Below are 13,300 nucleotides of genomic sequence, written 5' to 3'. Positions count from 1 at the left end.
TTTACACCAGCACTTTCACCCAAGCCTATGCCTTTCAATATACCGATACTGTTAACCTGGTTGCGCGTCGCGCTGATTCCGCTGGTGGTGGGCGTCTACTATCTGCCGACGACGATGCTGCCGGTGGCCGATCAAAACCTGGCGGCCACGCTGGTGTTCATCATCGCCGCCGTCACCGACTGGTTCGACGGATTCCTGGCGCGCCGCTGGAACCAGACGTCGGCCTTCGGCGCCTTCCTCGATCCGGTGGCCGACAAGTTGATGGTGGCGGGGGCCTTGCTGGTGCTGGTGCAGCTGGACCGCGCCAACGCCGTGCTGTCGTTCGTCATCATCGGGCGCGAGATCGCCATCTCGGCGCTGCGTGAATGGATGGCGCAGATCGGCGCCTCCAAATCGGTCGCCGTCAGCTCGCTGGGCAAGATCAAGACCACCGCGCAAATGACCGCCATCCCGCTGCTGCTGTACCACGACGTGCTGTTCGGCGCCGTCGACACGCAGTTCTGGGGCGCGCGCCTGCTGGAAATTGCGGCTGTGCTGACGGTGTGGTCGATGTTCTACTACCTTCGCCTGGCATGGCCCCTGATCAAGGAAAAAGCGGGCACGTTGTAGGGCTGCATGCAGGAACGAAATAAACTATTTTCAATATTTTTTATTCAGCAAAGTTTTGACCATTGACAGCCGGCACAGATACTCTATAATGCTGGCCTGTTGTTGCTGATGACGACGCGGGAGTAGCTCAGTTGGTAGAGCGCAACCTTGCCAAGGTTGAGGTCGAGAGTTCGAGACTCTTCTCCCGCTCCAGTTTGATGGGGCACCAAGCGTCAGAAAAAAGTAGGACTAGAATTAGCAACAGCTTGCTGCTATGATGTTGGACTCCGATGCGGGAGTAGCTCAGTTGGTAGAGCGCAACCTTGCCAAGGTTGAGGTCGAGAGTTCGAGACTCTTCTCCCGCTCCAGTTTCCCAGAAGCTGGCCGGTGCGGTAAAAAGTACTAAAAACGTAACTCCAATGCGGGAGTAGCTCAGTTGGTAGAGCGCAACCTTGCCAAGGTTGAGGTCGAGAGTTCGAGACTCTTCTCCCGCTCCAGAATTTCGGATCGCAGCGCGTAACCCGCTGCCTTCTTAGTCAAAAGTTTCCTCTGGCGAGGTAGCAAAGCGGTTATGCAGCGGCCTGCAAAGCCGTGTAGACGGGTTCGACTCCCGTCCTCGCCTCCAGACAATTTGAACTCCAAGCGGGAGTAGCTCAGTTGGTAGAGCGCAACCTTGCCAAGGTTGAGGTCGAGAGTTCGAGACTCTTCTCCCGCTCCAGTATTGAAGAAGGGCAGCCATGTGGCTGCCCTTTTTGCGTTGGATGTTCGTTTCACAGCTTGCCCCGCTAGTTCCGCATTACGATGCTTCCCATGGGTTGATGAGGCTTACTCCCGTTGGCTCGAAATCGGCAATGTTGCGAGTGACGACAGTCATGCCGTGTACCAGGGCGGTTGCCGCGATGAGTGCATCGCGTTCTCCGCGCCTGTCAGGCACATGCAGTCGGGCGCAGCGTTGTGCGACGGCGATATCGACGGACAGCGTGCGTCCAGCGAACTCAGGCAGAACCTGCTGTTCCAACCAGGAACGCAGCATGGCCCCTTGCGTGGCGTCCTTTCGTTCAACCGACAGAACGCCCAGCTCCAGTTCCATGATGGTGATGGCCGAGACGTAGAGGTCGGAGGCATCAACGCTTTCCGCCCATGCCGTCACATTGCTGTCGGCCTTGCCCAAGCGTGCCTTACGCAGTTCGGACACCACGTTAGTATCGAGAACAAACATCATGAGAAGTCAGCTGGCCGGGTCTCGATGGCCGCACGCGGCGGTTCAAACTCGATGTCGGCACCGTCCGGCATTGCCAGCGCATCAGCGATGTTACGCCGCTGCTTGGTCAGCCGCTGATAATCCTCAAAGGTCATCAGCACGTGGGCAGGTCGACCCCGATCCGTGATGAATACCGGGCCGTTGCTTGTGGCCCGTTTGGCCTCGCTCGCGCCTTGGTTGAATTCGCGGCTCGAAATGGTGGTAATGGTCATGGCGTCAATCCCGGCGGTTGGATGATGTAGTGATGTTACTACATCAAACGCGTGGCTTCAATTGAGTATGCAGTGTTTGCTCGCCGGCGGCGCCAGGCACCAGCAAACCCGGCACGACCGCGAGGCGTAGCTTAACCCTCGACCGCGACCACCACCACCGCCTTGGCGGGGATCTTCAGGCTCAATTTGCCATCGACCGCTTTCGCGGCGAACGGCGCCGGCTTGACCGCATCCTTTTGCTTGAAGGTGTTGTGCGCGTCCATCGCCGTTGCCGTCAGCACCTGGCCGCTGACGCCGGACACTTTCTGCCCGCCGACATCGACCGCCACGTCCGACGCCTCGTGCGGGTTGGTGTTGACGATCGCCAGGTACAGCTTGCCGTCTTTCGCGCGCGCCGCCGAGGCGCTGATGCCCGGGATGCCGGCCGCGCCGGCCTTGTACTCGACATTGCCGCTCAAGGCCACCGGCAACGAGGTCGCGTCCTGGAACGGCACGTACATTTTGAAGGCGTGGTAGGTCGGCGTCAGCAGCATCTTCTCCTTCTCGGTGAGGATCATCGCCTGCAGCACGTTGACCATCTGCGCGATATTGGTCATCGTCACCCGGTCGGCATGGGCGTGGAAGATGTTGAAGTGCAGCGCCGCGACCACCGCGTCGCGCAGCGTGTTTTGCTGGTACAGGAAGCCGGCGTTGGTGCCTTTTTCGACGTCGTACCAGGTACCCCATTCGTCGACCAGCAGGCCGATTTTCTTTTCCGGATCGTTCTTGTCGAGCGCGGCGACATTTTCCTTGATCTGTGTGCCGATCTTCAAGGCGGCCGCCATCGTCGACATCCATTCGGACTCCGGGAAGCCGGTGGCCGCGCCCTTGACGTCCCACTGGCCGGTCGGGATGGTGTAGTAGTGGAAGCTGATGCCGCTGGTGCGGCCCTTCAGCGTGCGGCTCAACACGTCGCTCCATTTGCCGTCCGAGTGGCCGCCGCTGGCGATCATTTTCGGGCGGTGCTGCGACGGTGCCCGCAGGAAGGTTTCATAGTTACTGTACAGGTTGGCGTAATACTCCGGCGTCATATTGCCGCCGCAGCCCCATGCTTCGTTACCAACGGCGAAAAAATCCACCTTGAACGGTTTGTCGCGGCCGTTCTTGCGGCGCAGTTCGGCCAGGGTCGACTTGCTGTCGGAGGTCATGTACTCGATCCACTCCGACATTTCCTGCGGGGTGCCCGTGCCGAGATTGCCGTTCACATACGTGTCGGCGCCCAGCATTTCGGCCAGGTCGAAGAATTCGTGGGTGCCGACCGCATTGCTTTCTTCCACGCCGCCCCAGTTGGTGTTGACCTTAACCGGCCGCTTGTCGCGCGCGCCGATGCCGTCCCGCCAGTGGTATTCGTCGGCAAAGCAGCCGCCGGGCCAGCGCACCAGCGGCACGTGCAGCTCCTTCAACGCGCCGACCACGTCCTTGCGCCAGCCCCTGGTATTCGGGATGTTGGAGTTGGGGCCGACCCACATCCCTTCGTAGATGCCGGTGCCCAGATGCTCGGCGAACTGGCCGTAGACGTTCTTGTTGATGACGGGGCCAGGCTTGGCTGGATCGATGCTGATGGTCACGGCCGCGAACACTGGCATGGCCGCCAGCATTGCAAGCGCCAGTACGCTGCTCTTCACTACACTCATGTCTTCTCCATTTTTTTCGCAATTTTTGTGGAGCCGGGCAGGGGCGGGAATGTTTTCTGCCGCTGACAAGCCGGCGGAGTGTAGCCCAGATATTTTGGATTTTGTATGCATGGAGATGCGCGCCGCTTGCCATGTCGGCGTATCGGCCTGGCTTGTACTAGTAGTCGTGCGGATTTTGTCATTGCCCGTTCAAGAGGCTGCCGTTCGGGCTCGCGCACCGCCTGTGTGGCAGCGGCAGCGCCGCCGTGGCCGCGTGTCGCATGCAAGAAAGCGCAGCATCAATGCGATTATTTGCACCTTTTAATATCTTCACCGTTTGCGTTAGTTCGGCGCCGACTGAAAAGGGCAGCCGAGGTGGCTGCCCTTTTTGGATGGTTGGCGCGGATCGCTCCGGCTGTGACGTTGATGCGCTGGCCGGTGGTCGAATGGGGACTGGCGGCCGGTTGGTTGACGGCATGCCGTTGCTCTTCCTGGACGCCACGCGCTTTCAATAATTCGGCGAAAGAGGTTGGCACGCCCAACACGCCCAACTTCAACAACGGCACCGCCCAGACCCGGCTGATCAACGATTCGCAGGACGCGCTGACGCAATCGCTGCGGGCCGACTGGCCGGCGCCATCTTCACCGACAACCGCGCCCGCTACGGCGAAACGGTGGAATGGCTGACGGTCAACGCCACCTCGACCCGTCAGGACATCAACGGCGGCATCCTGCCCCTTATTCCTTTCATCGATACCGACAACCCGCACAACACGGCGGGCTACCCGTTCTATCGAGTCCAGGAGATGATGCGCGACCAGGCCCATGGCGGCGACAACGTCGATAACCTGATCGGCTTGCTGCGCTTGGTGACGTCGCAGGGCACCAAGGTCGACCCGTACACCGGCAAGCCGTCCACCGCCGGCGACGCCGTCAGCGTCTACAAATTCGGCGGCAACCGCTTGCCGATGGGGGCCAACGCATACGCCCAGTTCATGCTGGGCCACGACACGCTGTGGGCCGACACCAGCGGCGGTACCTCGGGCATTTCGGAGGCGTACCGGGGCCGCCAGAACCAGGTCGATGGTGGCCGGCATGCTATGCCTGATGGCGCACGCGCGCCGTCGTCGTTGATCGCGGGGACCGGATCAGGGTGGGGCGGTGGGCGTTGAGCTTAGGAGGTGTATGCTGACTGCAGGCGACGCGGCGTGCGCCGAGCGCGCCGCGCTGGCCTACCGGTAACGGCGCGCTTGTGTCAGAATGGGCGCTCCCACTTGCCGACGGTTTTTATGAGCGCCTTCAAGCCGCTGCCGATCACGATCCTGAGCGTCGATGACCACCCGCTGTTCCAGCAGGGCATCGCCAGCGTCATCGCCACCGAGCCTGACCTGTATCTGGTCGGCCAGGCCGCCAGCGGCGCCGAAGCGATCGCGCTGCACCGGGCCCTGCGTCCGGCCGTCACCTTGATGGACCTGCAAATGCCCGACATGGGCGGTGTCGAGGCCATCGCCGCCATCCGCGCCGAGTTCCCCGCCGCGCGCATCGTCGCGCTCACCACGCTCGAGGGCGACTGCCACGCGGCGCGCGCCATCATGTCCGGTGCGGTCGGCTACGTGTTCAAGAGCGCGGTGCGCAAAAGCCTGCTCGAGACGGTGCGCCACATCCATGCGGGCGGCCGCAGCATCCCGCCGTCGCTCGAATCGGCGATGACCCATACCCGCAACGGCACGGTCGTCACGGCGCGCGAGGTGGACGTGCTCAAGCTTGTCGCGCGCGGCAACACCAACGCTGCCATCGCCGAGACGCTGGGTATCTCGAGCGAAACCGTCAAGGGCTACATGAGCAACATCCTGCTCAAGCTGCAGGCGCGCGACCGCGCCCACGCGGTGATGATCGCGCTTGAGCGCGGCATCCTCGGCCTGTGACGCCGGCCGCGCCGGCCCGATGGTGCCGGCGCCGTCGTGGCCCCCCATTTCAGGGGGGTAATCCGGCGCCATCTGCGCGGCGCGCCACCCCTACCGGAGGAAAATCAGGCAAGCTGGTCGCTACTACGCTACTACGCTACTACGACGACTTTCAACGGGGACGGCCTTGGCAATGGACCAGATACATCTCATGCGCGTGTTTGTCGCGGTGGGCGAACAAGAGAGTTTTTCCGGCGCCTCGCGGCGGCTCGCGCTGTCGCCGGCGGCGGTCACGCGCGCCGTCTCCGCGCTCGAGGCGCGCCTGGGCGTGACGCTATTGCTGCGCACCACGCGCAACGTGCGCCTGACGGAAGCCGGGCAGCGCTACCTCGACAACAGCCGCGAGATCCTCGCCAGCATCGAGGAGGCGGGGCGGGCCGCCGCCGGCGTCAACGCCGCGCCCAAGGGGCGCCTGTCGGTCACGGCGTCGGTCTTGTACGGAAAGTCCTTCGTCGTGCCCTGCGTGGTCGAGTTCCTCAAGCGCTATCCGGAGGTCGAGGTGCTGGCCCATTTCCTCGACCAGAACGTCAACTTCGTCGACGAGGGCATCGACGTGGCCGTGAAAATCGGCCCGCTGCCCGATTCGAGCCTGAAGGCTTTGCGCGTCGGCCAGGTACGGCGCGTGCTGTGCGCCTCGCCGGAGTATCTGGCCAGGCACGGCGTGCCGGACCATCCGGGCGAGCTGCAGCGCCATACCGTGATCGCGGCGGCCGGCGTGTCGCCCGGCGTGGAATGGAAGTTCGGTGGCGCCGGCGAGCCGACCACGGTGCGGATGAAGCCGCGCCTGACCGTCACCAGCAACGACGCCGCGATCGAAGCGGTGCTCGCCGGCCTGGGCATCTCCCGGCTGCTGTGCTACCAGGTGGCCTCTGGCCTGGCCGAGGGGCGCCTGCGCATCATCCTGGCCGATTACGAGGAGGCGCCGTGGCCGGTGCACATCCTGCACCGGCATGGCACGCTGGGCTCGTCGAAGGTGCGCCACTTCATCGACCTGCTGGCCGCATCGCTGCGCGCGCATCCGTACATGAACCACCACGCCTGAAATTGCGTTCTCTTTCGGTAGCGTTGCCCCATGAGCTGTTTTGCGGGCACAATGCGCTGTGTTCGCTAACTTCCTTCAATCATGAAACCGACTCTTCCCGGCGCCGATTCGGCCGCCCCCGCCGATCACGGCGTCTATCGCACCTTGCTTGAATCGACCCGCGCCATTCCCTGGCGCATCGACTGGGCCACGATGAGCTTTAGCTATATCGGCCCGCAGATCGAGGCGCTGCTCGGCTGGAGCCAGTCCAGCTGGCTTTCGGCCAACGACTGGATCGAGCGCATCCACGAGGAGGACCGGCAAAAGACCGTCGATTTCTGCATCGCCCAGTCGCAGAAGGGCGTCGACCACGAGGCAGACTATCGCGCCCTGACCAGCGACGGCGGTTACGTCTGGATCCGCGACGTGGTGCACGTGGTGCGGCGCGAGGATGGCAGCGTCGATTCGCTGGTCGGCTTCATGTTCGATATCACCGAGCGCAAGCAGGCCGAGGACAAGATCGTGCAACTGCAGCGCGAGCTGGAAGTGCTGTCCTACCGCGACAGCCTGACCAACGTCGCCAACCGCCGCATGTTCGACACCCTGTACCCGGTAGAGTGGGCCAAGGCGCGCGCGACCGGCGAGCCCTTGTCGGTGGTGGTGGTCGATATCGACTATTTCAAACAGTACAACGACCACTACGGCCACGTGCAAGGCGACGAGTGCCTGCGCCGCGTGGCCGGCGCGCTCGACGCCGGCGCCTCGCGTTCGCGCGACCTGTGCGCGCGCTTCGGCGGCGAGGAGTTCGTGCTGCTGCTGCCGGCCACCGACGCCGCGTCGGCCCGCAATGTGGCCGAGCGCTGCCGCAAGCTGCTGGCGCAGAAGGAGCTGCCGCACGCCCGCTCCGGCGTCGGCCGCGTGGTCACCGTCAGCATGGGCGTCGGCACCATCGTGCCGGGCGCGGGGGACGATGCCGACGTCTTCCTCGACCGGGTCGACCGCCGCCTGTACCAGGCCAAATCCTCGGGACGCGACCGCATCTGCGACGTCGAGGCCTGAGCCCGCATTTCAGTTATTCCAAAACTTGCCGTTATAGGGGAAGGGGAAAAAACAGGGCGATAGACGGCATGAGGATTCGAGCGGCACTTTGCATGATCATTTTGGCCACGGCCAATCCCGCCATCGCTGTCAAACAGGAAGCGGCCACAGCAACCGCCACGCCGGCGGTGACGCTGCGCATCGCCACCGAACGCATGCCGCCATCGAGCATGGTGGTGGACGGCGTGATGACGGGCCGGGAAACCGACAAGATACGCGAGCTGATGGCGCGTACCGGCACCGCATACAAGCTTGAACTTTTGCCATGGAAACGGGCTTACGTCAACGCCCTGACCAACGATTACGCCTGTGTTTATTCGACAACGCGTACGCCGGAGCGGGAGCCGTTGTTCAAATGGGTCGGCGCGACCGACTTTGCCGAATGGCAGCTGTGGGGCCGCGTCGATTCCGGGTTCGCGTTGAAAACCCTGGAGGACGCGCGCCGGCTGCGCATCGGCACCGCCAACGGCGACGCGCGGGATGAGTTCCTGCGTAGTCGCGGGTTCACCGTCGAGCCGGTCAACGAAGACATGTTGAACGCGCAAAAACTCTTAATGCGTCGTATCGACCTGTGGGCGGTCAGCGTTCGCAACGGCACCAAGGGGCCGCGCGGGCTGACCGGGGCAGAGGTGGCGCCGCTGCTATCGTTTCACAGGGTACAGGTCTATTTGGCGTGCAATAGCTCGGTGCCGGACGCCCTGATCGAGCGGCTCAACGCCGCCGCCGCCGAGATGTGGCGCGACGGCACGATGGAACGGATCGGCCGCAAGTACGAGAACTGGGCGCCGCCGGGCAAGTGAGGCCTAGGGCACCACCGTCACGAACAAATACACCGCGAAGATCATCAGCAGCACCGTGCCCTGCATGATGGTGGTGCGGCCGCTTCCCAGCGACAGCGAGGTGACGATGATCGACAACAGCAGCAACACGGTCGACTTGACGTCGATGCCCAGGGTCAGGGTCCAGCCGTTGACCAGCGACACGATCGCCACCGCCGGAATGGTCAGGCCGATACTGGCCAGCGCCGAGCCGAGCGCCAGGTTCAAACTGGTTTGCAGGCGGTTGGCGCGCGCCGCCTGATAAGCGGCGATGCCTTCCGGCAGCAGCACCACGGCCGCGATGATGATGCCGACCAGGGCCTTGGGCGCGCCCATCTTCACCACCGCCGCCTCCAGCGCCGGCGACAGCGATTTGGCCAGCAGCACCACGCCGCCCAGGCACACCAGCAGCAGCGCGCCGCTCCACCAGGCCAGCCTGGCCGGCGGCACCGCCGCGTGGTCGTCTTCGCCGCCGCTGGCGGGCAGGAAGTAATCGCGGTGGCGCACCGTCTGCACGAACACGAACGTTCCGTACAACACCAGCGAGACCACGGCGATGAAAATCAGCTGGCTGCCGCTGTAGAACGGTCCCGGCGTGGTGGTGGTGTAGTTCGGCAGCACCATCGTCAGCACCGAGATCGCCGCCAGCGTGGTCAGCGCCGCCGACACGCCGCTCAACGTGAAGGTTTGCTCGCCATGGCGGCTGCCGCCGGCCAGCAGGCAGATGCCCACCATGCCGTTGAGGATCAGCATGACGGCGGCGAACACGGTGTCGCGCGCCAGGCCGGTGGTCTCGGCGCCGCCAGCGATCATCAGCGACACGATCAGCGCCACCTCGATCGCGGTCACCGCCACCGCCAGCACCAATGTGCCGTAGGGCTCGCCGATCTTGTGCGCCACCACCTCGGCGTGGAACACCGCCGCCAGCACGCCCCAGAACAGGCCGATGGCCAGCACCACCAGATAGGCGCCGCCCAGCAGCTCCTGGGCGCCGAGCGCCTTGCCGGCCAGTGCCAGCCAGCCGACCACGGGTCCGGCGATGGCCCAGGCGGGCAGGGTGGTGGATATTTTCATGGGCGGCTCATCGGAAATGGTGAAGGGAAGGCGGACGATTTATTGCCAGCGCGTTAATTTTACCCGATGAGCCACTGCGGCACCCGTCCCGGTCGCGTTCGGCATACGGGGACCGTTGTGGCGGAAATGCGCCACTGTGTTCCACAGCCGCCGTGCTGGCGGACTGAACTGCTATGATGCGAGCGCACACCCGCCTAGAGGTGTAGCTTTAAGAGACCAGAGACATATCGCAATGCACGATTTCTACAAGAGGGCGCTGATCGCGCTCCTGCTGCTGGTGGCTGCCGACGCCCTGCTGGCGGGCTTTTTCGTTTATCGGAGCTATCCGACCTTGTCGCTGTTGCCGGGGAAGCAGGACGACGCCCGCTGGCATTACCGCACCTACTCGGACCAGGCGACGGCGGGAAGCTCGTCGGTGCGCATGCCGGCGCCGTCGCGTGAGCGCATGCGCTTCGACTTTAAGCTGACCGACAAGGCGCAATTCCCCTACGTCTCCACCGAGCTGGCGCTGGACGACAACAACGGCAAGCCCGCCCATATGGACTGGTCGAAGTACACCACCATCAGTTTCCTGGCCAAATGCTCGCCGGCCAATACGATGTCGTTGGTTATTTCCACCTACGACGCCAAGGTGTCGACGGTGGGCAAGCCCGAGACCTACCGTTCGCCCGGCAGCTACTTCTCGTGCAACGAGCAGGGCGTGCCGGTGTCGCTGGACATGACCCGCTTCACGATGCCGCAGTGGTGGTTCGAGCAGATGAAACTGGACTTGTCGGAGCAGGGCTATACGTTGGACGGGGTGTCGAAACTCGCCTTCGGGACCGCTCCCTTCAGTCGCCGCAACGTCGATTCCTACTTTGAGGTGAGCGAGGTCACCTTGCACGGGCGCGATTACCGCTATTTGATCGCGCTGGCGGTGCTCACCCTGGTCAGCTGGCTGGGCTTCGCCATCTGGTTTTTCCGCGGCCAGGCGCGCGCCCTGATCGCCAACCGGGATACCCAGATACACAAGGATTTGCCGCTGGTCGCCTACCGCCAGTTGACCCTGGAGCCGTTCAAGGACAAGGAGAAGGCATCGGTATTGCGCTTCATCGCCACCAACTATGCCGACCAGGGGTTGGACCTCGAAGGCGTGGTGGCCGGAACCGGCGCCAACCGCAACAAGGTCAACGAATTGCTGAAGGCCGAACTTGGCATGACCTTCACCAGCTACCTGAACAAGCTGCGGCTGACGGAGGCGGCCAGACTGCTGGCCGAGCAAAACAGCGCGGCGGTGGCGGAAATCGCCTACTCGGTCGGCTACGGCAACGTCTCCTACTTCAACCGGTTGTTCAAGGAGGAATATGGCTGCACGCCGAAAGCCTTCCGTGCCATGTCCACCCAACAAGACACGACGCCGGCCGGCACGCCGCAAGCCGGCCGCCCCGAACAGAAGACCGGCGGGTGATTACTTGCCGTCTTCTTCGACGATGGCCACTTCCCACGGTGCCAATGTCAGCTTCTCGCCGGCGGCCACGCGCCGTGTCGCCAGCAGCTCGGTGCCCGCCTTGCGCGGGTAGTTGAAGCTGACCTCGGCGCCGCTGTAGTTGAAGTAGTAGTGCACCGCCCGCTTGAAGCCGTTGGTGCCGCTGCGGGTTTGCACGCCGGGCGGCAACTGCTGGTCCGGCCCGACCATGCCTAGCTCGCGCAGCGACGATTGCAGCACCGCCTTTTGCAGCTTGTCCGACAGATAGGTGCCTTCATACACCACCTTGCCCGCGCCGAACCGGTTGGACGTGATGGCCGGCCAGCGGCCGAAGAAGGCATGGTCGTACCAGGCCAGCGCCTTGGCCGTGTCCAGTTGCAGGAATTCGGCCCAGTGCTTGACCTGGTTGTCGGCGCCCGCCTGGAACGGGTCGCCCTTCAAAGCCAGCGGCTGCGCCAGGTTGGAGAACTCCTGGTAGTGGAAGCCGAGCGCCTCGCGCAGCGGGCCCGGCGCCATGGTCCAGCGCACCGCCGCGTTTTCGTTGACAAAGCCGCTCTTGAAGGTCATCACGACGTGGCCGCCCTTGCGGATGTAGTCGGAGATGCGCTTGAGCAGCGCGTCGTCGGCCACATACAGCGACGGCACCACCAGCAGTTTGTAGGACGAGAAATCCTCGGTATCGTCGAACACGAAGTCGGTGCCGACATTCATGTCGTACAGCTGGCGATGCAGCTGGCGCACCAGAGAACCATAATCGGCCTTGGTACCGCCGCCGCCCCATTGCGATTCCTTGGCGAAGGGCATGTCGTTGAGGGCGTTGAGCGAGTCGCGGCTCCACAGGATGGCGACGTCGTTCCTGATCTTCATGTTGACCAGGCGCGGGCCGATCTTTTTCAGCTCCTGGCCGGTGCGGCGCATCTCGGCGTAGGCGCGGTTCGGCTCCAGGTCGTGCGACAGCACGCCTTTCCAGTAGGTTTCCTGGTTGGCGTGGACCGACGCCCAGTGCCAGTACTCGACCATGTTGGCGCCGTTGGACAGGTGGGTGTAGACATCCTGGCGGAACTGGCCGTCATACGGCGGATACTGGAACGACGAGCTCCAGTCGGTCGTTTGCGCGTTGGTCTCGGTCACCAGGAAATTGCCGCGCTTGAGCGAACGCGTGAAGTCGGCGTCCAAGGTCTGCGCGGCGCCGTTGTAGTACTCGCGCGGGCCCCAGTTGTAGACGTTCACGGCCGGCATGTCGAGCTTGCGCGACACCGCCACCTCGTTGACGTCGCCGTGCATGGAGCCGGCGAAATCGTGCGTGACGAACTGGCGCGGCGACGCGCATTCGCGGATCAGCGCGGTCTGCCATTGCAGGAAGTCGGTCACGCGCATCTGGCCCCAGCGCGACCATTCGAGCTTGTAGCCGGTGCTCTGGGCGCCGTCCGGGCGCGGCAGGTCGACCCAGCTGTGCAGGTCCTGGCCCCAGTAGTTCAGGAACCAGGCCTTGCTCAGCGCTTCCGGCGTGCCGAATTTCTTTTCGAGGTAGTGCTGGAAGCGGACGAAGACGTCGTCGTTGGCGGCGCCGTAGGTGCCGGTTTCATTGTCCACCTGCCAGCCGATGACGTTCGGGTTGTCCTTGTAGCGGGTGGCGATTTTGCGGATCAGGCGCTCGGCGTAGAAGCGGTAGGCCGCCGAGTCGGTGTTCATGTTCTGGCGCATGCCGTAGGTGTTTTGCGCGCCGTTCAACTTGCGGGCCAGGATCTCCGGGTTCTGCTTGGCCATCCAGGCGGGAATCGAATAGGTCGGCGTGCCCATGATGACCTTGATCCCGGCTTTGGTCATGGCGTCGATGACGCGGTCCATCCACGCGTACTCGAAGCGGCCGTCCTCCGGCTCCCACAGGCTCCACGTCGATTCGCCCAGGCGCACCACGTTGAAGCCGGCGGCCTTCATCATCTCCACGTCTTTTTCCAGCCGCTCGTAGGGCATGTACTCGTGGTAGTAGGCGGCGCCGTACAGCACGGTGGGGAATTCGGGCGGCGTGGCCTGCGCGGCGGCCGGCGCGTGCGGCGCGGCCGCGAGCACGCACGACAGCGCGCAGCAGAGGAGGGTACGTTTCAGCATTCGGTGTCTTCCTGATTTGTTTTATCGATGGCGCTCAA

13 protein-coding genes and 5 tRNA genes are annotated in these 13,300 nt (G+C 63.6%); 13 read left to right on the top strand and 5 right to left on the bottom strand.

What is annotated here, in order from left to right; all coding sequences use genetic code 11:
* Nucleotides 1-27 precede the first annotated feature (27 nt).
* The 6 genes from pgsA (at nucleotide 28) to AC0IYS_RS20605 (ending at nucleotide 1,306) form a co-directional block, all read left to right on the top strand.
* Nucleotides 28-609: a CDP-diacylglycerol--glycerol-3-phosphate 3-phosphatidyltransferase gene (pgsA, locus tag AC0IYS_RS20630; RefSeq protein ID WP_471706945.1), complete on the top strand. Its 582-nt coding sequence runs from the start codon at nucleotides 28-30 to the stop codon at nucleotides 607-609.
* A gap of 116 nt (nucleotides 610-725) precedes the next feature.
* A tRNA-Gly gene (locus AC0IYS_RS20625) sits at nucleotides 726-801 on the top strand.
* A gap of 79 nt (nucleotides 802-880) precedes the next feature.
* Nucleotides 881-956, top strand: a tRNA-Gly gene (locus tag AC0IYS_RS20620).
* Between the two features lie 53 nt (nucleotides 957-1,009).
* Nucleotides 1,010-1,085 (top strand) — tRNA-Gly (locus AC0IYS_RS20615).
* A 54-nt stretch (nucleotides 1,086-1,139) separates the two neighbouring features.
* Nucleotides 1,140-1,213 (top strand) — tRNA-Cys (locus AC0IYS_RS20610).
* A 17-nt stretch (nucleotides 1,214-1,230) separates the two neighbouring features.
* Nucleotides 1,231-1,306 (top strand) — tRNA-Gly (locus AC0IYS_RS20605).
* A 78-nt stretch (nucleotides 1,307-1,384) separates the two neighbouring features.
* Here AC0IYS_RS20605 and AC0IYS_RS20600 read toward each other — a convergent pair.
* The 3 genes from AC0IYS_RS20600 to AC0IYS_RS20590 form a co-directional block, all read right to left on the bottom strand.
* Nucleotides 1,385-1,810 carry a PIN domain-containing protein gene (locus tag AC0IYS_RS20600; RefSeq protein ID WP_471706944.1) on the bottom strand — a complete coding sequence of 142 codons (426 nt, stop codon included), beginning with the start codon at nucleotides 1,808-1,810 and terminating at the stop codon, nucleotides 1,385-1,387.
* Nucleotides 1,807-2,061, bottom strand: a complete 255-nt coding sequence (locus AC0IYS_RS20595) for a type II toxin-antitoxin system Phd/YefM family antitoxin (RefSeq protein ID WP_471706943.1) — start codon at nucleotides 2,059-2,061, stop codon at nucleotides 1,807-1,809. The genes AC0IYS_RS20600 and AC0IYS_RS20595 overlap by 4 nt, the downstream gene beginning before the upstream one ends.
* Nucleotides 2,062-2,192: 131 nt before the next feature.
* Complete coding sequence (locus AC0IYS_RS20590; RefSeq protein WP_471706942.1) at nucleotides 2,193-3,734, bottom strand: alpha-N-arabinofuranosidase; 1,542 nt, start codon at nucleotides 3,732-3,734, stop codon at nucleotides 2,193-2,195.
* Nucleotides 3,735-4,088: 354 nt separating this feature from the next.
* Here AC0IYS_RS20590 and AC0IYS_RS20585 point away from each other — a divergent pair, with 354 nt between their 5' ends.
* From AC0IYS_RS20585 to AC0IYS_RS20560, 6 genes are all read left to right on the top strand, one after another.
* Nucleotides 4,089-4,400: a hypothetical protein gene (locus tag AC0IYS_RS20585; RefSeq protein ID WP_471706941.1), complete on the top strand. Its 312-nt coding sequence runs from the start codon at nucleotides 4,089-4,091 to the stop codon at nucleotides 4,398-4,400.
* Nucleotides 4,388-4,885 carry a hypothetical protein gene (locus tag AC0IYS_RS20580; RefSeq protein ID WP_471706940.1) on the top strand — a complete coding sequence of 166 codons (498 nt, stop codon included), beginning with the start codon at nucleotides 4,388-4,390 and terminating at the stop codon, nucleotides 4,883-4,885. Before AC0IYS_RS20585 ends, AC0IYS_RS20580 begins: the two co-directional genes overlap by 13 nt.
* Before the next feature lie 117 nt (nucleotides 4,886-5,002).
* Nucleotides 5,003-5,638: a response regulator gene (locus tag AC0IYS_RS20575; RefSeq protein ID WP_471706939.1), complete on the top strand. Its 636-nt coding sequence runs from the start codon at nucleotides 5,003-5,005 to the stop codon at nucleotides 5,636-5,638.
* A 172-nt stretch (nucleotides 5,639-5,810) separates the two neighbouring features.
* Nucleotides 5,811-6,719 (top strand): LysR family transcriptional regulator, encoded by a 909-nt coding sequence (locus AC0IYS_RS20570; protein ID WP_471706938.1) that lies wholly within the window; start codon nucleotides 5,811-5,813, stop codon nucleotides 6,717-6,719.
* Between the two features lie 81 nt (nucleotides 6,720-6,800).
* A complete protein-coding gene (locus AC0IYS_RS20565) occupies nucleotides 6,801-7,757 on the top strand; it encodes a GGDEF domain-containing protein (protein ID WP_471706937.1) in 957 nt (318 codons plus the stop codon).
* Nucleotides 7,758-7,849: 92 nt separating this feature from the next.
* Nucleotides 7,850-8,596, top strand: coding sequence for a substrate-binding periplasmic protein (locus AC0IYS_RS20560; protein ID WP_471706936.1), 747 nt, complete (start codon nucleotides 7,850-7,852; stop codon nucleotides 8,594-8,596).
* 3 nt (nucleotides 8,597-8,599) lie between these two features.
* Here AC0IYS_RS20560 and AC0IYS_RS20555 read toward each other — a convergent pair whose 3' ends face one another.
* On the bottom strand, nucleotides 8,600-9,688 hold the full coding sequence (locus AC0IYS_RS20555; protein WP_471706935.1) for a calcium:cation antiporter: 1,089 nt from the start codon (nucleotides 9,686-9,688) through the stop codon (nucleotides 8,600-8,602).
* Nucleotides 9,689-9,920: 232 nt separating this feature from the next.
* On the opposite strand from AC0IYS_RS20555, the gene AC0IYS_RS20550 reads away from it, so the two are divergent.
* A complete protein-coding gene (locus tag AC0IYS_RS20550; protein WP_471706934.1) occupies nucleotides 9,921-11,135 on the top strand; it encodes a helix-turn-helix domain-containing protein in 1,215 nt (404 codons plus the stop codon).
* Here the strand turns inward: AC0IYS_RS20550 and AC0IYS_RS20545 are convergent, their stop codons facing one another.
* Nucleotides 11,136-13,262, bottom strand: a complete 2,127-nt coding sequence (locus AC0IYS_RS20545; RefSeq protein WP_471706933.1) for a beta-galactosidase — start codon at nucleotides 13,260-13,262, stop codon at nucleotides 11,136-11,138.
* Nucleotides 13,263-13,300: the final 38 nt, after the last annotated feature.

The sequence above is a fragment of the Duganella sp. AC237 genome, assembly GCF_979254035.1.
The sequence above is the reverse complement of the archived record's forward strand: the minus strand, read 5'-3'. Positions and strand labels throughout refer to the sequence as shown.